The organism is Bacillus songklensis, from assembly GCF_042649685.1.
GTDB lineage: Bacteria > Bacillota > Bacilli > Bacillales > Bacillaceae_H > Bacillus_BA > Bacillus_BA songklensis.
Window position 1 is genome coordinate 750,834 of sequence record NZ_JBHRZT010000072.1, and the last position, 18,154, is coordinate 768,987.

The window sequence follows — 18,154 nt, forward strand, 5'->3', positions numbered from 1 at the left end:
AGCCTCTCCCTTTTCTATAAGTTCACTAATACATACGCCAATATTGCGGAAAAAGTTTCGCATTTTGTAAAGGAAATCGGTATGTCTGTTTGTTATTTTCATAAGAGGATTTTAAACGATTTATCTCTGTTTCCACTCATGCTCAAGCATGCTCATCTCAATACAATTCCAATATTGGTTCTTCACTTTTTGCACCTCACGAAGCAGCCCCTCGCGCACTAATCCGATTTGCTCATATGTCCGAATGGCTCGTTCATTGAAATCGTAAACGCCCAGTGTCATGCGATGCAGATTCAGTTTATCAAAACCAAACGAAAGGATTTCTTTCATCATTTGCTTGCCAATGCCTTTATTCCGGTACTTTTCATTTCCTATTAATACACGGCCGATTCGCCCAGATCGGTTTTTATAATCAATTTTCGCAAGGGAAATATGGCCGATCATCTCATCCGTTTCGGCATCCAATACAGAAAAGACAAACTGCTCTGCCCCTTCTACATTTGATTTATTTAAATATGCTTCCAATTGTTCGACGGTCAAAGGGTATGTAAATGTATTACCGCTCCACTGTACTAAAAATTCTTCTGCAGGGCTCCACAAAATCATCTTATCAAAATCTTCTTTTTCAAAGTAACGTAATTTTATCATCTTCTTTTCGTCCCTTGTATCTGTACTAAAACATTATCTAGAAGTCACCATGATGGCCATATAAAGCATCGCCAGCAGCACAAAGCCAATCCCGCCGGTTACAATCGCTAAATATAAAGGGAGCTTCTCCAGCTTCTGATTAAAGACCACCATAAGGCCCGTAATCACCCCGACAGAACCGGCTGACAACCAATAAAGAGTTGCAATCAGGGAATTCATCCTTGGCAAAATATTCAAAAAATAAATCATAATAAAGATAAGCTCATATGCGAGTGAAAAAATGGTAGGTTTCAATTGCTTGTCCAAAACGTATCCTCCTGATGTATTCATTGCTCTTTTATTATAAAGGATTTTTCACAGCGAAACATAACATCGCTTCATCAACTATCCCCCATGCTGCAACACATCATTCCATAAAAGAAATCGTCACAAAAATCCGTTTCTTTTTTGGAGTATTCATGACGATTCACTTTATGGTGAGGTTCGAGCCTTATCAGCTTTAATCGTCTTGCGTTTTTTTCTTCCCGCCTAATCTTCCCTCACGCCTTGCCGCTTCTTTCAACAAAAATTCTATATGTCCATTCACGCTCCGAAATTCATCTTGTGCCCATCTTTCAATGATTTTGTACAAATCAGGATCAATACGGAGAGGAAAGCTTTTTTTCTTTGCCATTCTTTATCACGATCCATATTATATCGTTTATATATTAAAATGATATCATTTCTGGTGATAACTGTAAATTACATAATAATCATTTTTTCGACAAACTAAATATTTGATTACAAAAATAAAAATATGGATTTCGGAAGTTGAAATACATCCTCAAATGCCTATTAGTCAAAAATTCCAGTTTATTTTAAAATTTTTAAAAAATCTTAAAAATATAATTGACATTCAATAATTTCGACAATATACTACAAAATATAACTTTTTGGAATTTTAACGCTTTTATCTATAAAAGCTTTGCAGGGGGAAATATCATGAATTCATTATTCAGGAAAAAATCAATTACAGATATGCTCAAACAAAGCAAACAAAAATCGTTAAACCGCTCCCTCAGCGCCTTTGACTTAACGCTGTTAGGAATTGGAGCTATTATCGGAACAGGGATTTTTGTCTTGACAGGTGTTGTCGCTGCTGAAAGTGCAGGACCCGCTCTGATTCTTTCATTCATCATGTCCGGTCTTGCCTGTGCATTTGCAGCGTTCTGTTACGCAGAGTTCGCTTCCACTGTTCCGATTTCAGGGAGTGTGTATACGTACACATATGCAACATTAGGTGAAATTTTCGCTTTCTTGATCGGCTGGGATTTAATGCTTGAATACTTGCTTGCAACATCGGCGGTTGCGACAGGATGGTCCGCTTATTTTCAATCATTGTTAAAAGGATTTGGCCTTGAACTCCCGGCTGCGCTTTCATCTGCGCCAGGAGCCGGGCAAGGCGGGTTGATTAACTTACCGGCTGTAGTGATCATTCTGTTAATCACAGCACTTTTAAGTAAAGGTGTCCGTGAAAGTGCCCGCGTGAACAATATCATGGTATTTGTGAAATTAGCGGTTATCATTGCGTTTATCGCAGCTGGAATTGGATATGTAAAACCGGAAAACTGGCAGCCATTTATGCCGTTCGGCTTTGAAGGTGTTGTAACCGGTGCGGCAACCGTATTCTTCGCTTACATCGGATTCGATGCGGTTGCGACAGCAGCTGAAGAAGTAAAACGTCCTCAGCGTGATGTACCGACCGGAATCGTTGCATCTCTTGCGATTTGTACCATCCTTTATATCATCGTTTCACTTGTTTTAACGGGCATGGTTCCATTTACGAAATTAAATGTGGCAGACCCGGTATCATTTGCCCTATCTTTTGTTGGTCAGGATCGTTTGGCCGGTTTTATCTCGGTTGGTGCGATTACAGGTATCACAACCGTTTTATTGGTTATGCTGTATGCACAAGTCCGTATCTCTTACGCCATGAGCCGTGACGGCTTACTGCCTAAAGGATTAGCAAAGGTTCATACAAAATTCCAAACTCCGTTTAAAAATACTTGGTTAACAGGATTCATTGGAGCAGGAATTGCGGGGTTTGTGGATTTAACAACTTTAGCTCACTTAGTAAACATGGGAACATTGGCAGCCTTCACTTTAATTTCGATTGCAGTAATCGTCATGAGAAAAACACATCCAAACTTGGAACGTTCTTTTAAAGTGCCATTCGTACCGGTGTTGCCAGCAATAAGCGCTCTGTTCTGTTTATACTTGATGAGCAGCCTGCCGGGCATCACATGGATCGCATTCTTTATCTGGATTGGAATCGGCTTGCTCGTCTACTTCGGATATGCACGAAAAAACAGTAAATTAAACGAAGGAAATGATTCATCAATCAATCAACAAGTATCATAACAGCAAAAACACCTCCTCTTCATACATCAATCTGATGTTTATGAAGAGAGGTGTTTTTTATTTATATATTTATAAACATGCACGAACGAATCGAAACCGATGCCTTGTTCGTTTTCACTACTTGAAGAAAATAAAAAATAAAAAGAGTTACTCCCGTTGCTCCTCAAACACAAAATGAAGCTGACTCAAAGGCCTTCTCCTTTCTTATGTAAAAAGAGCTTAGATCAAATGAATCATCTAGAGAACTCTTGATTTTACTGAATTCTTGATAACGATTCATTTGTTGGGCCGCCACTATCATTTACTAAACATGGAACACCGTTATCACACATCCTGCACATGGAAACATTGTTATAAAATAGGGGACAACAACCGGGAGATTGATTCCTTGAACTTAATGCCCCTTGACCGCTGATCATACATCTCTTTTGTCAACTCAGTTGATCTCAGGATGTCATCTTCGAAAATGTTTTCTAAACGTTTTGCTGCGTTTGTACCGTAAATAAACGCATTTACTTCAAAATTCAGTTTAAAACTTCGGACATCAAAATTCGCTGTGCCGACTGAAGCAACTTCTCCATCGACGACAATTGTTTTAGCATGAATGAATCCGTTATCGTATTTGTAGCATTTTGCACCCGCATCCAATAGTTCTCCCACATAAGAATACGTCGCCCAGTAGACAAACATATGATCCGGTTTATTTGGGATCATGATACGGACATCTACCCCTGAAACAGCGGCGATCTTTAAGGCATTCATCACACTTTCATCAGGAACGAAATATGGCGTTTGGATATCAATGCTCTTTTTGGCCGAATAAATCATCTTCAGAATGCCATTTCTAATTTGGTGCCATTCAGAATCCGGACCGCTTGAAAGTATTTGAACGGCCGTCGAACCATTTGATTTTTTTAAGGGATAATACCGCTTTTCAAAAGCTGATTTTTCAGGAGATGCGCTGTTCCAATCCAAGAAAAAGCGGGTCTGAAGAGTATCAACAGCACTTCCCGCGACCTTTAAATGCGTATCTCTCCAATATCCAAATTTCTTGTTTAACCCTAAATATTCATCTCCAATGTTAAATCCCCCCACATATCCTATTTTTCCATCAATAATGACGATTTTTCGGTGATTTCGATAGTTCACTCGAAAATTTAGAAAGGGAAGGATTCTGGAAGGGAAAAAGATCGCCACCTCTCCCCCCGCTTCAATAAGCGGCTTGAAAAAGCGTTTTGGAACTCTTGAACAACCCATGTCATCATACAATATCCTTACTTCGACACCATCCCTTGCTTTTTCCGTTAAAGCATCAAGAACTCTTTTACCAATATGATCATTTCTAAAAATGTAATACACAAGATGAATGTGATCTTGTGCATGGTCGATACTTTCAAGTAAGGCATCAAACTTGTCATGTCCATCCGTAAAAATCTCGATGTCATTATCCTGGGTAAGCAGGCTATAGCCACTGATCACATTCATATAAATCAGTGATTCATATTGGACCGTTGAAGGGTCACTATAGCGCATCTGATTTACCTCGATCAACTGTTTTTGCTCTTCCAGCTCCCTCCCGAATTCTCTCTTTTGCTGGGTCGTTAGCTTAAAAATTTTTCGTTTACTTAAATTTTGACCAAAAATAATATAGAGAAAGAATCCTGCAATCGGAATAAAAAACAGCACTAACAGCCATGCCCATGTAGCGGCGACGTTACGTCTTTCCAAAAAGATGATGGTCACCGCCAACAGAAGATTTAACACGCCGAAAAAAGATAGCACATACACTAAAATGTCCATTGTTTTCAGTTCACCTTCACCCCCTGGATATCAAACTGATCGATCCTGTCACTATAAATTCCGTTTTCTATTATAATAGCTGTTTATCTGAAAATTCTATCAAAAATCGCCGAAAGAATGGTAGCTGCAACCAATATATAAGTCCCGCTTAATTTTTCAACCTCTGTCATCGAGCCTTCTTCTATTTGCGCTTTTCTGTTCTCTCATCTTGAGCAGACTTACAAAGGTCTTCGTATAAGCGGCTGACAAGAACCCGAAAGGGAGATTGGCAGCCGCTTATGCGTAAAGAATTTGACATGGGCGTTTTTGGCTCATGTCAAATTCTTTATGTGGATTCATATATCTATACCCTTTTATCACTCTTCGATAACGGCTATAGGGGCGAAGTAAACTTTTTATGATTTAAGGAGAGGACCCAGGATTCATATTTTTGAGACTATCCATCATCATAAATGAATAGAAAACGTGCCGTTTGAGGAACTCCATATGGATACATACCGCTCGGTTTGACTTTGGGCTGTCCTGTTCATTCCATCAAAAATGGTAGTTCGATTCGGAATAAAACAGGTATGACAAGCTCTTGTTTACTATATGTTGTATAGAGGCTAGGAGTTTTTTATTTGGAGGCGATATTCATGTCATGGTTTGAAGCCTTTATTTTAGGAATCATACAGGGGTTAACGGAGTTTCTTCCCATTAGCAGTACGGGGCATCTGTACCTTGGCCGCCATATGTTTGGATTGGATGAAGCGGGTTTGTTTTTGGATACGATGCTTCATATCGGGACCCTTCTTGCTGTATTGGTTTTCTATAAGGAAGAATTGCTTCATATTCTGAAAAAGCCCTTTAGTAAACTCACTTTTTTGTTAATCGTTGGAACCATTCCGGCTGTTATGATCGGCCTGCTGTTCAAAGATTATTTTGAAGAAATTTCCAAAACAGGCGTCACTATCGGCTGGGAGTTTTTAGTGACCGGATTGTTTTTATGGTTTGCCGATTCCATTCGTGGTGGATATAAACAAATGGAGCAAATCACCTACACGGATGCACTTGTCATCGGAACGTTTCAAGCAGCGGCCATTTTCCCTGCGATTTCCCGCTCAGGTCTTACGATTGTGGCAGCATTGATGAGAAAATTGGATCGCGAAACGGCGGCATATTTCTCCTTCTTGCTTTCCACTCCAGCCATTTTCGGGGCTGTTGTCCTGCAATTTGGCGACCTATTCAGTGAACAAGCGGAACAAATTTCTTTTTTCTCTTTGTTTATCGGCACCCTATCATCTGCCGTTTTCGGCTACATCGCCGTCAAATGGATGATCAACTTCCTAAAGAAGCGCTCATTAAAAATGTTTGCCGTATATGTATGGGTACTCGGACTCATTGTGCTGGCCGGTCAGTGTATGGGAAGGTTTTAAATGGGATGGAGGTGACCCGAAAGTATGTCCTTTATCAGCTTTTGAGTCACCCTCTTTGCTAACGGCCATATTCTGCAAGATCGATGGCCCCTAATACAATGTGCGCCAAACCGAATCCAAAAGAACATTTTTTATCACTCTAACTCACCCTTTTAGTGTTCATACGGATCTTCAAATGATTTCTTTTCCAATCCCGCCCTTCTTAATTTCGCTTTCACGTTAACCTTAATTTCCGCTTTTGCAAATTCCTTCGGCCATTCATTTTCAATCTTTTTGAACGTCCGGGGACGTTGGATCGCCATTTTCTCGCCAAACCCAAAAACATCGGATTCCTTTTCTTGTGCTTTTTGAATCGTTTGGAAAATTTGTTCTTCTATATAGTCCGAGATTTTTTTGTCGTATTTCCGGTATGTGGAAATACTATCCAGATCACTTTTACAGGATGATGACTCCAAATAAGATTCAAGTAATATTTCCATATCAATGACAGGTCGATCTCCGCGATATGTTGTTTTAACGTCTGTTTTCGCCTGGTATACTCTAACCCCTAAAACACCATTTTCCGAACAGGGAATGGTATAATTCGTTGCTCGAAGCTGATTAGCGATGATGGAGTAATTTCGTATATCTTCTATAGAGAACTGTCCGACTAGCCTATCGCCGAGAAAAATCCCCGCCCCCACAGCCTCCACCAATGCATCCGGCATCTCCGTTTGCATATTGGTCAGTTCTTTTCCTTTTTCAGGGTCTCCTTTTACTTCCATCATCTCTAGAATGGCTTCTTTTCCTTTAGAGCTCACCGCGTCACTGAAATCCTTAAGGCGAACTCCCGGGTCTCCCCCATAATCTTTTTTGAGGGTATCTAATTGCGTATTGAGTTTTAAGCTGGAAACCTTTTGAAACGGATAGGTAACCGACAAAATATCTTTCGCTTTGTTCCCTTTTGCGATGACGATGTTAAAATCATTCCGAATTTCACGGTCCCGCACTAAAAAATCTAAAAATTCATCAATCCCCTCTTCGGCTAGCTCTTCGGAGATGACAATGATTTGCAAATGTGAGAGAATGAGCTTTCTTGATAGAACAATATTAAATTTCTTAAACATTTCTGAGATATCATCACCCTCCATGCTGTAGACAACACCTGGAGTTGAATTGCCGGTTTTTTTCGGCCCCAGCTCTGCAGCGTTTATAACTTCTAATGTGAGCTTATATTTTGCTTCCTCCCCCCTGCCTACGGCAACGCCGCCCACGACAGTAAGTTCGGTTAACTCAACTAAGTCCCAGCACCCGCTTAAACAGAACAGATTTGCCAGACAGCATGCAAGCAAATGTTTCTTAAGAGTTTTCATTATCATCCCCCTTTTTTGGCGGAGACGGCGGCCGTGCATCCGGTTGTTTCACCGGCTGCTTTGATCGTAAGAAGCTTGGACGCGTTTTCATTGCCCATGCCGGAAAACGCAGAAAATTATCCTTTTGAGTCCTTATATGAAAGTTGGTAATGGTTTCCAAATAGTGAACACCAAACGAACGGAGACTGTTTAAGTGGCATACCATGATCATTAATCCGAGCATCACTCCATACAAACCTGTCGAAGCCGCGACAATCATGAAGATAAAGCGCAGAAGCCGAGCCGCCATTGAAAATGAATAAATCGGACTGACAAAGCTGGCAATGGCCGTTAATGATACGATAATAATCATAATACTCGAGATAAGTCCCGCTTCTACTGCTGCCTGTCCGATGACGAGACCGCCGACAATGGAAACAGTCATACCGATGGCCCGAGGCAAACGAATCCCCGCCTCCCGCAAAATTTCAAAAGTAACCTCCATGATAATCGCTTCCACAACAGTAGGAAACGGAATCCCTTCTCGTTGGGCGATAATGCTAAGTAGAAGCTGGGTCGGGATTAATTCCTGATGGTATAGGATCACTCCTACATAAACAGATGGTAAAATAAGGGAGATCATGAAAGATAAATAACGAATCATTCGGATGAATGAAGCCATCATAAACAGTTGGTTATAATCTTCCGAAATGTGGAAAAAATCACTGAAGACGACCGGAATCAATAACACAAAAGGGGTCTCTTCCACAATGATTGCAATCTTCCCCTCAATAATACCTGCTGCAATCGTATCCGGTCTTTCGGTATGGAAAATCAGCGGGAAAGGGGTCATCGTTTGATCAACGATGAATTCTTCCAATACCCCTGAACTATAGACAGCATTCATATCCGCCTTCCGAAGACGGTCACGCAGCTCCTGAACTATGCCGCTGTTGGCGACGTTATTCAGGTAGCCAATATAGACTGCCGTAGGAGCATCTGTCCCGATTTGAAATGCCTCGAACCTTAAGGCTGGATTTTTAATTCTTCTCCGGATGAGGCTTATGTTTGCATCTGCTGACTCTATAAACGCATCTTTTGGACCGCGTATCGTTGTTTGACTAGTTGGTTCTGTGATGGTGCGGTATTGAATGTTCTGGATTTTTAATGCGATGGCTTCTATACGTTCTTCCAAATATAACAAGCAATATCCTCTCAGCAATAATTCGATTGCTTTTCCCTGTTCTGTGACAAGTTGTTTGGACATTCCTGTAAAAAGGCAATCCATAAACCGATGAACTCCCTGCTCCTCCAATATGTAGTTCTCAGAGTGATTATGGACATTAATTGGTTCAAGAACAGCTTGTGATATTAGCGTTGAATCGGTCATCGAGTCCAAATAGCATAACACGCCTGACATTCTTTCGATGCTAATTCGATTCATCGAAAAATCCACTGACCCGCCAAACACCCTCTTTAATTGCTCTGCCGTTTCATCCAAATCCATTGAAACAGAACTTTCTTTAATTTCATCCAGAAGGGACTCTTCAGAATACGAAAACTTTTGCTGTTTCTTTTGTTTCGTCTGTCGTATCCATTCATCCAGCTTCACTGCGCTTCCCTCCTAGTTTTTGCTTTGTCCATAAACCGATCAACAGTAAAACGGGAATTCCGTATTGAAGGGGAAGGTGAACATAATAAGGAACAAACTGCAATCCTTCCTGTAGATGCTCTGCATAGTTATCAGCTATAATCATCGATAAAACAGAAAGGATTCCCCCAAACGGAAGGATAAAAAATCGGTACGGAATAGATGAAATGGCTTCCATCCCTTTTAATGCCGCAAGTGTAAATAACAGCACCTTAATAAAGATCCCAATTAGCATGACAAAGACGCCAAGGGCATCGAGGCGTTCCAAAAAATGCGCAATCGAAATCGTGCGAATGGCTGACAATAAAGGAAACGACGCCTTTGATGAATGGTTGACTCCTAAAACAGCCAGCTTGATAAAAGTGAAAAAGGACAAGACAATTCCAGACACGATAACAGCAGCTGCGTTTACTATTAAAAGCTTTCCCTTTTGCTGTATGTAAGACATTAAACAAAGAAAAACGACCGTTTCCCCATAAGGAAATGTCATTAATTCAGGATAAACGGCCGCCAAAATCGGTTTTGGCCCATTGAAAAAGATGGGGCGGATTTTATTCATGTCTATACTTCCATTCATCCAAAGAAATACCACAATTAAGAATAAAAAAGAAGCTATGTATGGCATAAATACGAAGAGAGACCGCGCTGACACTTCCAATCCGTGGTACAGGTAGTACATAACTGTAATGACGAAAAGAATGGCAACAAATTCAATTGGAGTGTGCGGGTAAATGGCAGTATTGACAAGTTCAGTAAAATCCCTGAGGACACGTGCCGCAATATAAATAAAGTACAACATATAAATAAAAATGACACAGTTGCTTATTTTGGTGCCCATTAAAGAACTAAATGCATGATAGAGACTGCTTTGCGATGATAAAGTTAGTATTTTAACGTAAACAAACATGAGACCCACTCCGATGAAAGAAGCCAATAACACAGCAATCCAAGCATCTTGCTTTGCTTCATCTCCAACACCGACCACGACGGTTGAACCGATTTCAAAGAAATGGATGAGAATAAATAGCTGTGTATAAGAAATATATTCCGGTTGATTGACCTTCATTTTCTTACATTTCACCGTCCCTTCATGTTCGCTTTTCTTTGGTTTTTTTGCGCATCTTCAGATCAAGGACGATGGCGATAGAAAAATTAATGATAAGAAAGATATAGACATAACCTTTACCGATGCTATTAGTCTTAATGAAAATACGATGTAAAACATCAAAGATGCTTTCTCGATACAAAAACACATCGATACCGGCGACAACAAACAATAGGCAAATGCTTGTCAAAGCGGACCATAAAAAAATCATATAAATCACACCTGTTGATAAGAATACTTGCTTATTTTTTCCTAAAATAGAAATGATTTATACAAGAGCTGGCCCGTAAGTTCAAAAAATGATCCATTTTATGGTTTTCATAATAAGTAACGATATTTCCCGTCTTTTCTCTTCGGGAGATCCACATGGAATTTACAAAGTGTTTCTGCACAAAAAATCCGAGAGTCAAATTGACTCTCGGATTTTTTATCCTCCATGATTCACGCTGCCGGCTTTAATAATTTTTAGTTTATCGTCGATGTTTCCTTTTGTTTCATCCTGATATGAGGTTTTTTTGTTCCTTCCATAAAGGCATGGTTATATGGGGCAACCATTGAATCTTCTATGAAGGATGCCTTTTTTATTTAGGTCAAACTAAAAAAGGGGCTGACTCAAAAGTCTTCAAGGAATGGCAGTAATTTATTTTTTAACGACTCTTCACTAACAATTGAATCGCTTCTTCTACGACTTTTGATGTATCTTCTCCTGCTTCTTGTTTTTCAATGAGGCACTGTTCCAAGTTTAGTGCTACAATTTGGGCGATAGTACGATCGACAGCACTGCGAACGGCTGAAAGCTGCGTGACGACATCTTTACAGTTCTTTTCTTCTTCCATCATGCGAAGAACGCCGCGAACTTGGCCTTCAATTCGTTTTAAACGATTTTTCGTTTGATCTGTATAGTTCATCTTCGTTCACCCTTTCTACCTCTCTTATTGTATGGGACACCCTCTTCGTTTACAAAATTTCATTATCTTAAGCCGGTGCGTTCATACATGGATGTTCGTTGTGTATGCACCAATACCCTTTAACATCGTAACCATATTTTTTTAACTGTCGAATGCTCAAATTGCGTAGAATGCGATCAGAGACAACAACAACAACTTCTTTTTTCGGAATGTCAGTATGCTGTCTTGCCAAGTAAGGAAGCGGAATGTGAACAGCTGATGAAATTGGAAAGTTCTTCGCTTCATGAAAATCTCGAACATCGACAAATACCGCATCACATTCTTCATCCATCGCTGAAATTTTCTTCGCTCCTGCAACCGGAACATATCGCTTGTATAGAAGCGGAGTCATTAACAACATCATAAATACAATCATAATCCCCATGTTATCCTCCATCAACAATACCCTACCATAATAAAATAGGATGGAATGTTATTATTATACTTGCTCGGGTATTACAAAATCAAAAATTTTTTATTAATCGAATCATAAAAATTTCGTGTCGGAAGCTTTAATCTACGTATATGTGCTCATGCTGCCTGATACATTTGTGACATGAATACCCGCTTTTCAATGTATGTGTTGAAAAGGAAGGTATGCGTAATTTTTTCAACCAACCAAAAATGATCATCATCCCGTTTCAATCACAAATCCCCCATTCGGTATATTATAACGTGAAATAAAAAAGATCAGGTCCCTTTGATAACCGTCCTAAAAAAGAAAAAGCCGATGCAGGCACATCAGCTATTGACCTTCCTATTTTTTCTTCAGCAACACACCATTTTGAGCATCATTGACTTTGTGGATTTTCGTCGTAAACGGATGCTTCCTTATAATATTCACTGCACCCCATAACTACAAAATCGTCATGAAATAAATGCCTAATAACAATATAAGGATACTCACAGCACTTGATACGACAATTACAATGGTTGAGATTGACTGAAAGGCCCCTCCATTGATTTCTTTCCGTTTCGCTAAATAACTGACTGATCCTACAGTCATGACAAATAATCCGACAATGAGTGCAAATAACATCATGGCAAGAGCAATTTTATCAGTTGCTTCACTCACACGAGGTCCGTAATTGAAATGTAAACTAACGGCTAGAAACCCGATGCCGACAATGGCAACAGCGGTTCGCAGCCATGCCAGATATGTTCGCTCATTGGCTAAGTGCTGCTGAATATATTTAGATTCATCTATTTTTTGCTTGCTCATATTCCTTCCCTTCCTCTGTTCTTCTGCCTTTATTTTAATCTTTCCTGCGTAGATAGCAAGTACAGGAATAGAAACATCCTTTAATACTTATAGGGGTATTATAAAATATTAATAAAAAGTGTGAAAGCCCTCCTTTTGGACTTTTACACTTTCTTAACAATTAGTGTACTGCATCAATGACTCTTCCAATGTCGTTATTATTCGAATTCTTCACCTGTGATTTTTTCGTTTTATCATGATTAGTATAAGGGCTCCATCAAGCCTATCAGAAATGTACAGAGGCTCCCGGTAACCAAAACTGAAAGCTTCATTTTCCCTTGTTTCTTCTATAGACTGGGTCGTATAAATCTGTTAAAAGAGGGGGTCTCAAGTACAAAAAACGTACTTGGGACCCCCTCCCGCGATGAACCGTTACGTTACATTTCGCGTACCCAATAATTCATTTTATTCGTTAATTCTTCGGCCGTTTCTGGAGATACGATTTTTTCCAGTGATTCCTGCACTCGGCTTTTAAATGCCTGTATCTCTTCTTCGTAGCTCATCATCGTCGACCACTCCAACTGCGGCACGGCAATTAAGGTTTGTTGCTGCTTTTTATCTTCATAAACATATACATTTTCAATTAACACGTGTTCATGACGCACATTCGCTTTACGAATTTTCATTTTCTTTACCACCTTTTTCATCCGTTTCAACTATTTACGTTAACCATCATAGCGCTAATTTAACAGGATGGCTAGATGTTTTTTAGTGCTAATTTTCTATTGTTCTTTGACAAAGCAAGAAGATAAATTCCATTACTCGTTTACAACTACACCCACTTCGTTTTGCTGTTCAGGGTCACGGTTAATTTTACCGCTTCCTACTGATAATGCTGCTACAATTCCAAGTGCTACAAACACTAATCCCGTTAAAAAGACGACGGAGAACGACTGAGACCAAACATGTTGGATGGTTGAAACAATCGCTGTTTTCATCTCTTCCGGCATTGGCAGGACATCCGGGTTGATTAACAGACCAAACAGTCCGTCTGTTTTATCGCTTAATTTATCCAGTGCTCCCGCAAGCATCGTATTCGTTTCACCGGCTGCTGCGTCGGTCATTTTATGTTGAAGCGTTTGGTTCATCACTACATTTAATACAGTAACACCAATCGTACCTCCAATGGAACGGAAGAACGTCGATGCCGATGTGACCGTCCCAAGCTGTGACTTTGGAAATTCGTTTTGAACGGCAATCATCAATGTCGGCATAACAAGACCCATTCCAAGACCCAGCACAACCATATAGGCATAAGCTGTTCCCTTGCTTGAGTCGACTCCCATTGTACTCATGAAATAAAAACCGGATGTCGTAATCAACATCCCCGCCGTTAAAACCGTTCTAAAACGGAAACGAAGCAGCAACCGTCCACCGATGATACTTGCTAAAATCATGGCGATCATCATTGGTGTCATCGTATAACCCGCTTGAGTCGGGGACACTCCTAAAATTCCTTGCATAAACATCGGGACAAACATAATCGCCCCGAACATGCCTAAGCCCAGTAAAAAGCCTAAAGCGTTCGTTGTGGCAAAGACGCGGTTTTTAAAAAGGGATAAATCCAATATTGGCTCTTTCGCTTTTGTTTCAACTACGCAAAACAAGCCTAAAAATACAATAGAACCGACAAACATCAAGCCGCTTGTAGCAGATAACCATTCAAATTTATCGCCGCCAAATGTAAGCCAAAGCAATAGCAGCACAAGCCCCGGAATGAATGTTGCAATTCCAAGGTAATCAATGTTTATGTTCTCTTTAGGTGCCGCAATTTCATGTTTCATTCCAATAAAGATGACGATCGCCGACAGCAAACCAAAAGGCACGTTGATCAAGAAAATCCAATGCCAGCTAATATGATCGACGATGAGTCCTCCAATGAACGGGCCGATTACCGAGCTCAAACCGAAAATGGCACCGAATACTCCCTGCCATTTTGCGCGCTGTTCCGCCGTAAAAATATCACCGACAATTGTTTGAGAAAGCGGCATAATCATCCCGCCCCCGATTCCCTGGAGCCCGCGGTAAAGCACGAGCTGCTCCATGGAGTCTGCGGTCGCACAAAGAGCGGACCCAATGATAAAGACGATGGTACCAATTAAATACAGCAGTCTTCTGCCATACAAATCGGACAGCTTCCCGACGATTGGTACAACCGTTGTAGAAGTAATCAAATACGCTGTCGTGACCCACGCAAAAATGGAAAATCCATTTAGTTCGGCCACAATGGTCGGCATGGCCGTTCCGACAATCGTTTGTTCTAACGCACTGAAAAGCATCCCGATGATGAGACCGGTTAGAACAAGTTTCTTGTTGATTCCTTGTTGTATAGTTGTCATTTCTTTTTCTCCTACCTTCGCAGATTTGTGAATACAAAAAGAAACATTCGCCTTTTTCTGACTATTAGTTTATACTCAATACAATATGACCAGTCAGTCATATTGTATTCGAACATCGTTCATTGGTCAAATAAAAAATTGGAACCAGAGGGAATACAAGCCATGAGCAACTATTTACATAAAACCTTCATAAAATGACATTTTTGTGTAAAATGGAAAGTAACAAGTTTTTTATATGAGGACGTGACAACAAATGAGTGACAAACACACGCGAATTATCGAAACAGCCATGAAGCTGTTTTCCCAAAAAGGATATCATTCCACTTCCATTCAAGAAATCGCGGAAAACAGCGGGATTGCCAAAGGTTCCATCTACAATTATTTTTCATCCAAAGAACATTTATTTATGTCGATTTTCAAGCACTATCATGACCGTTTGTTCAGCAAGTTCTCTCAAGTGGAAGAAGACCGGTCATTATCTGGACGCGATATGTTCATTGAACAGCTTCATATCCAGTTTCAACAATTTTTATCACAAAAAGATTTTATTCATATGCAAATGCGACAGCAAATCATCCAAGTAAATGATGAAATCCGCAATTATATGTTTAAAGTTCGGGCTGAGATGTTCAATTGGTACTGTCAACGCATTCGTCAAATATATGGCGAAAAGGTAGATCCGTTCACTTTTGACCTTGCGACTATTTTAAGCGGGATCCTTAGAGAGTATATGTTTTATATTATTGTGGAAGAAAAGCAGATTGACTTAAAACAGTTGGCCCATTACGCCGTTGACCGTTTGGATGATATAGTAAAAGGTTTGACTCCCGATTCGACTCCATTGCTAAACAGCGACATCATGGATAACTACATTCATGTGCAAGACTATCAAAAAAGAAAAGCCAGCACGCAGTTAATGGCTATCCTGCATGAGATGAAGGAAATCGCTCATAAGGCGGCACTTGATTCCAAAAAGAAAGAAAAGGTTCTTTCATCTATTGAAGCGTTGAAAGAAGAATTGAAAAATGATATGGAAACGCCAAAATTTGTTGTGGTCGAAAGCCTTCTTCTTTTTTTACAGCACCTGGACATCTCCCAATTCAAGCAGCCTTTAAAAGAATTTTCAAAAGTGTTGAATAGCTACTTTAACAAATAACCATACGGTCATTTCAGCAAAAAAAGCGAAAACAATATGTTTTTGCTTTTTTAGTGAAAAATGTCGAACCAAATTTTAATGGAGGTCGCCATAATGAGTGACGCTAAAATCATTTGAAGCGATTTTGTATTCGTCTTCTTTCCAATGGTGGCGCCAAGCGGGGATGCAAGTATACTCGCCAGTACGATCAAAAGGGCGGGAGCCCATAGCACCTGCCCTGTTGCCACTTTTCCCATGGTCGTTCCAATCGATGAGAGAAACGTAATGGCCAGTGAACTGGCAATCGTAACACGGGTAGGGATTTTTAAGATGACAAGCATGATCGGCACGAGTAAGAAGGCTCCTCCCGCCCCGACAATTCCAGCGCCGATTCCGAGTAAAAATGCCAAATTCACAGCCGTAAACGTCGAGAATTTAAGCTTGTCCAACGATACATTTTCCGTTCCCTTTTTCGGGAGAAACATCATCACCGTTGCAGTCGTTGCCAATAATGCATACATGACATTGATGGTCCATTCGGAGAAAATGGACGAGATGGAACTTCCAATGATTCCGCCAAGCAAGACGCTGATTCCCATATATAAAATCAGAGGTTTATGCAAAAAACCAGCCTGGCGATAAGCCAACACTCCCGTTATCGAAGAAACCAACGCTTGAATCGCCCCAATTCCTGTTACATCATGCGCTTCGAATCCACTGAATCCTAAAACGGGCGGGACGAACAAAAGCAGAGGATACAAAACGATGGATCCCCCGATTCCGAGCATTCCTGATAAAAACGAGCTAATAAACCCTAATGAAAACACTGTTAGAAGAAAAGAGAGTGTCATGCTGTCACTTCTTTCTATATTCCTGTTTAGTAATTAGACTGTACAATGTATCATTACATATACCTTCATACCTTATATAGGAAAATTCACCTATCCGTTTTCCATTTATTTCACAAATGTAACGTTGTGAACTACACATCATGAGCAACTCCAGGAAAGAGATCACGATGATTCGAAAAGAACCAAAGAGGATGGACCGTCATTAAAGATCCAGGAAAATCAAGCATGACGGTGACGGCCCATCACAGAAAAAACGGATGATTACCGCCATCTGGAGGCTTTTGAGTCAGCCCCTTTATTTAGCTGGTAATAAAGTATAAAAGGACTTTTTGAACTGCATAAACGCAACTTGGCTGGCGCTTAAAGGATTGGCGCCAGCCAAGTTTTCTTTATCCTGTATATACTTTGTGATAGACATGCTGCTGTATAAATTGGTGGCAATGCCGCACAATTTGCTCTTTATCATTGTCCATCGAAGCCACATGATAGGAATTGTGAAGAGTAACTGCATTCTTTTTGAATGAACCGATGTTTTTCATGATAAAGACTGTATTTTCAGGAGGTACAACATGATCGACAGAAGATTTCATACCTAAAACAGGAATCGCGATGTTAGGAAGCAAAGGAGGTGTAGCCTCCATTAGCTGCTGCAATTCATGAATGGCTGTTAGAGGGGCTTGACTGTACGTGATTTCAAAAACTCCCTTTGCTTTTATATCGGGTTTACCCTCTGGGACCCATCTCGGGCTGCTTTTTCCCCTCAAATATTCTAATGAAGGAATCGTTAACGCAGAGTTAATCAAGATGATTCCCCGTATATCCCCGTACTTATTCGCCAAATGCAATGTCAAGGTACCTCCCATGGATTGGCCCATGACAAAAATGGCAGAACACTTCCGTTTCAATCGTTTATATCCTTCTTCTAAACTTTGAAACCATTCGGCGCTTGTAGCTTTTTCCAGGTCCCGGCAATGGGTTCCATGCCCTTTTAACCTCGGGCCGTAAACAGTGTAACCATGCTTTGCCAGGCTCTCACCAAGGAAACGGACACTTTGGGGTGTACCCATAAACCCATGCGAAATGAGAATCCCAACTTCATTTCCTTCAAAATAAAATGATTCTGCCCCTTGAATAACCGGGTATTTTTCTTTCATCAGCTGCTTCCTCCTCTTTTTCCGCGTTTCTCTGTTTATAGCATACCCGCTAATGTCTTATCCCACAAACCTATAATACCCATAAATTTAGTGTGAATTAAACTAAAGATTAGAGCA

General features: G+C 40.3%; 18 protein-coding genes. 3 read left to right on the forward strand and 15 right to left on the reverse strand.

The window, feature by feature from the left end; all coding sequences use genetic code 11:
- Positions 1–120 precede the first annotated feature (120 nt).
- From ACFOU2_RS22800 to ACFOU2_RS22810, 3 genes are all read right to left on the reverse strand, one after another.
- Positions 121–648 (reverse strand): GNAT family N-acetyltransferase, encoded by a 528-nt coding sequence (locus ACFOU2_RS22800; RefSeq protein WP_377918573.1) that lies wholly within the window; start codon positions 646–648, stop codon positions 121–123.
- A 33-nt stretch (positions 649–681) separates the two neighbouring features.
- Positions 682–954, reverse strand: a complete 273-nt coding sequence (locus tag ACFOU2_RS22805) for a hypothetical protein (protein WP_377918574.1) — start codon at positions 952–954, stop codon at positions 682–684.
- Between the two features lie 193 nt (positions 955–1,147).
- A complete protein-coding gene (locus ACFOU2_RS22810) occupies positions 1,148–1,321 on the reverse strand; it encodes a toxin-antitoxin system HicB family antitoxin (protein WP_377918575.1) in 174 nt (57 codons plus the stop codon).
- Positions 1,322–1,629: 308 nt separating this feature from the next.
- On the opposite strand from ACFOU2_RS22810, the gene ACFOU2_RS22815 reads away from it, so the two are divergent.
- The gene (locus tag ACFOU2_RS22815; protein ID WP_377918576.1) at positions 1,630–3,048 is read left to right on the forward strand and encodes an amino acid permease; all 1,419 of its coding nucleotides are present in this window, start codon (positions 1,630–1,632) and stop codon (positions 3,046–3,048) included.
- A gap of 351 nt (positions 3,049–3,399) precedes the next feature.
- Here the strand turns inward: ACFOU2_RS22815 and cls are convergent, their stop codons facing one another.
- The gene (gene cls / locus ACFOU2_RS22820) at positions 3,400–4,848 is read right to left on the reverse strand and encodes a cardiolipin synthase (RefSeq protein WP_377918578.1); all 1,449 of its coding nucleotides are present in this window, start codon (positions 4,846–4,848) and stop codon (positions 3,400–3,402) included.
- A gap of 635 nt (positions 4,849–5,483) precedes the next feature.
- Here cls and ACFOU2_RS22825 point away from each other — a divergent pair.
- Positions 5,484–6,263, forward strand: coding sequence for an undecaprenyl-diphosphate phosphatase (locus tag ACFOU2_RS22825; RefSeq protein ID WP_377918579.1), 780 nt, complete (start codon positions 5,484–5,486; stop codon positions 6,261–6,263).
- 152 nt (positions 6,264–6,415) lie between these two features.
- Here the strand turns inward: ACFOU2_RS22825 and ACFOU2_RS22830 are convergent, their stop codons facing one another.
- From ACFOU2_RS22830 to ACFOU2_RS22870, 9 genes are all read right to left on the reverse strand, one after another.
- Entirely contained in the window at positions 6,416–7,615 is a 1,200-nt protein-coding gene (locus ACFOU2_RS22830) for a Ger(x)C family spore germination protein (RefSeq protein ID WP_377918580.1), read from the reverse strand.
- Positions 7,602–9,206 carry a spore germination protein gene (locus tag ACFOU2_RS22835; protein ID WP_377918581.1) on the reverse strand — a complete coding sequence of 535 codons (1,605 nt, stop codon included), beginning with the start codon at positions 9,204–9,206 and terminating at the stop codon, positions 7,602–7,604. The genes ACFOU2_RS22830 and ACFOU2_RS22835 overlap by 14 nt, the downstream gene beginning before the upstream one ends.
- Positions 9,193–10,311: a GerAB/ArcD/ProY family transporter gene (locus ACFOU2_RS22840; RefSeq protein ID WP_377918582.1), complete on the reverse strand. Its 1,119-nt coding sequence runs from the start codon at positions 10,309–10,311 to the stop codon at positions 9,193–9,195. The genes ACFOU2_RS22835 and ACFOU2_RS22840 overlap by 14 nt, the downstream gene beginning before the upstream one ends.
- Before the next feature lie 22 nt (positions 10,312–10,333).
- On the reverse strand, positions 10,334–10,561 hold the full coding sequence (locus tag ACFOU2_RS22845) for a hypothetical protein (protein WP_377918583.1): 228 nt from the start codon (positions 10,559–10,561) through the stop codon (positions 10,334–10,336).
- A gap of 436 nt (positions 10,562–10,997) precedes the next feature.
- Entirely contained in the window at positions 10,998–11,258 is a 261-nt protein-coding gene (locus tag ACFOU2_RS22850; RefSeq protein WP_377918584.1) for a metal-sensitive transcriptional regulator, read from the reverse strand.
- A gap of 67 nt (positions 11,259–11,325) precedes the next feature.
- Positions 11,326–11,682: a rhodanese-like domain-containing protein gene (locus tag ACFOU2_RS22855; RefSeq protein ID WP_377918585.1), complete on the reverse strand. Its 357-nt coding sequence runs from the start codon at positions 11,680–11,682 to the stop codon at positions 11,326–11,328.
- A gap of 471 nt (positions 11,683–12,153) precedes the next feature.
- Positions 12,154–12,519 carry a YidH family protein gene (locus ACFOU2_RS22860; protein WP_377918586.1) on the reverse strand — a complete coding sequence of 122 codons (366 nt, stop codon included), beginning with the start codon at positions 12,517–12,519 and terminating at the stop codon, positions 12,154–12,156.
- 416 nt (positions 12,520–12,935) lie between these two features.
- The gene (locus tag ACFOU2_RS22865; protein WP_377918587.1) at positions 12,936–13,184 is read right to left on the reverse strand and encodes a YueH family protein; all 249 of its coding nucleotides are present in this window, start codon (positions 13,182–13,184) and stop codon (positions 12,936–12,938) included.
- 132 nt (positions 13,185–13,316) lie between these two features.
- On the reverse strand, positions 13,317–14,897 hold the full coding sequence (locus ACFOU2_RS22870; protein WP_377918589.1) for an MDR family MFS transporter: 1,581 nt from the start codon (positions 14,895–14,897) through the stop codon (positions 13,317–13,319).
- 253 nt (positions 14,898–15,150) lie between these two features.
- On the opposite strand from ACFOU2_RS22870, the gene ACFOU2_RS22875 reads away from it, so the two are divergent.
- On the forward strand, positions 15,151–16,053 hold the full coding sequence (locus ACFOU2_RS22875) for a TetR/AcrR family transcriptional regulator (protein ID WP_377918590.1): 903 nt from the start codon (positions 15,151–15,153) through the stop codon (positions 16,051–16,053).
- Positions 16,054–16,103: 50 nt separating this feature from the next.
- Here the strand turns inward: ACFOU2_RS22875 and ACFOU2_RS22880 are convergent, their stop codons facing one another.
- Complete coding sequence (locus ACFOU2_RS22880; protein ID WP_377918591.1) at positions 16,104–16,883, reverse strand: sulfite exporter TauE/SafE family protein; 780 nt, start codon at positions 16,881–16,883, stop codon at positions 16,104–16,106.
- A gap of 389 nt (positions 16,884–17,272) precedes the next feature.
- Positions 17,273–18,037 carry an alpha/beta hydrolase gene (locus tag ACFOU2_RS22885; RefSeq protein ID WP_377918592.1) on the reverse strand — a complete coding sequence of 255 codons (765 nt, stop codon included), beginning with the start codon at positions 18,035–18,037 and terminating at the stop codon, positions 17,273–17,275.
- Positions 18,038–18,154: the final 117 nt, after the last annotated feature.

Excerpts from the sequence above, each read along its gene's own strand:
- ACFOU2_RS22860 (WP_377918586.1), bottom strand. The coding sequence starts at position 12,519 with ATGAGCAAGCAAAAAATAGATGAATCTAAATATATTCAGCAGCACTTA.
- ACFOU2_RS22870 (WP_377918589.1), bottom strand. The coding sequence starts at position 14,897 with ATGACAACTATACAACAAGGAATCAACAAGAAACTTGTTCTAACCGGT.
- ACFOU2_RS22880 (WP_377918591.1), bottom strand. The coding sequence starts at position 16,883 with ATGACACTCTCTTTTCTTCTAACAGTGTTTTCATTAGGGTTTATTAGC.
- ACFOU2_RS22845 (WP_377918583.1), bottom strand. The coding sequence starts at position 10,561 with ATGATTTTTTTATGGTCCGCTTTGACAAGCATTTGCCTATTGTTTGTT.
- ACFOU2_RS22865 (WP_377918587.1), bottom strand. The coding sequence starts at position 13,184 with ATGAAAATTCGTAAAGCGAATGTGCGTCATGAACACGTGTTAATTGAA.
- ACFOU2_RS22855 (WP_377918585.1), bottom strand. The coding sequence starts at position 11,682 with ATGGGGATTATGATTGTATTTATGATGTTGTTAATGACTCCGCTTCTA.
- ACFOU2_RS22875 (WP_377918590.1), top strand. The coding sequence starts at position 15,151 with ATGAGTGACAAACACACGCGAATTATCGAAACAGCCATGAAGCTGTTT.
- ACFOU2_RS22815 (WP_377918576.1), top strand. The coding sequence starts at position 1,630 with ATGAATTCATTATTCAGGAAAAAATCAATTACAGATATGCTCAAACAA.
- ACFOU2_RS22830 (WP_377918580.1), bottom strand. The coding sequence starts at position 7,615 with ATGAAAACTCTTAAGAAACATTTGCTTGCATGCTGTCTGGCAAATCTG.
- ACFOU2_RS22840 (WP_377918582.1), bottom strand. The coding sequence starts at position 10,311 with ATGAAGGTCAATCAACCGGAATATATTTCTTATACACAGCTATTTATT.
- ACFOU2_RS22825 (WP_377918579.1), top strand. The coding sequence starts at position 5,484 with ATGTCATGGTTTGAAGCCTTTATTTTAGGAATCATACAGGGGTTAACG.
- ACFOU2_RS22885 (WP_377918592.1), bottom strand. The coding sequence starts at position 18,037 with ATGAAAGAAAAATACCCGGTTATTCAAGGGGCAGAATCATTTTATTTT.
- cls (WP_377918578.1), bottom strand. The coding sequence starts at position 4,848 with ATGGACATTTTAGTGTATGTGCTATCTTTTTTCGGCGTGTTAAATCTT.
- ACFOU2_RS22810 (WP_377918575.1), bottom strand. The coding sequence starts at position 1,321 with ATGGCAAAGAAAAAAAGCTTTCCTCTCCGTATTGATCCTGATTTGTAC.
- ACFOU2_RS22850 (WP_377918584.1), bottom strand. The coding sequence starts at position 11,258 with ATGAACTATACAGATCAAACGAAAAATCGTTTAAAACGAATTGAAGGC.
- ACFOU2_RS22800 (WP_377918573.1), bottom strand. The coding sequence starts at position 648 with ATGATAAAATTACGTTACTTTGAAAAAGAAGATTTTGATAAGATGATT.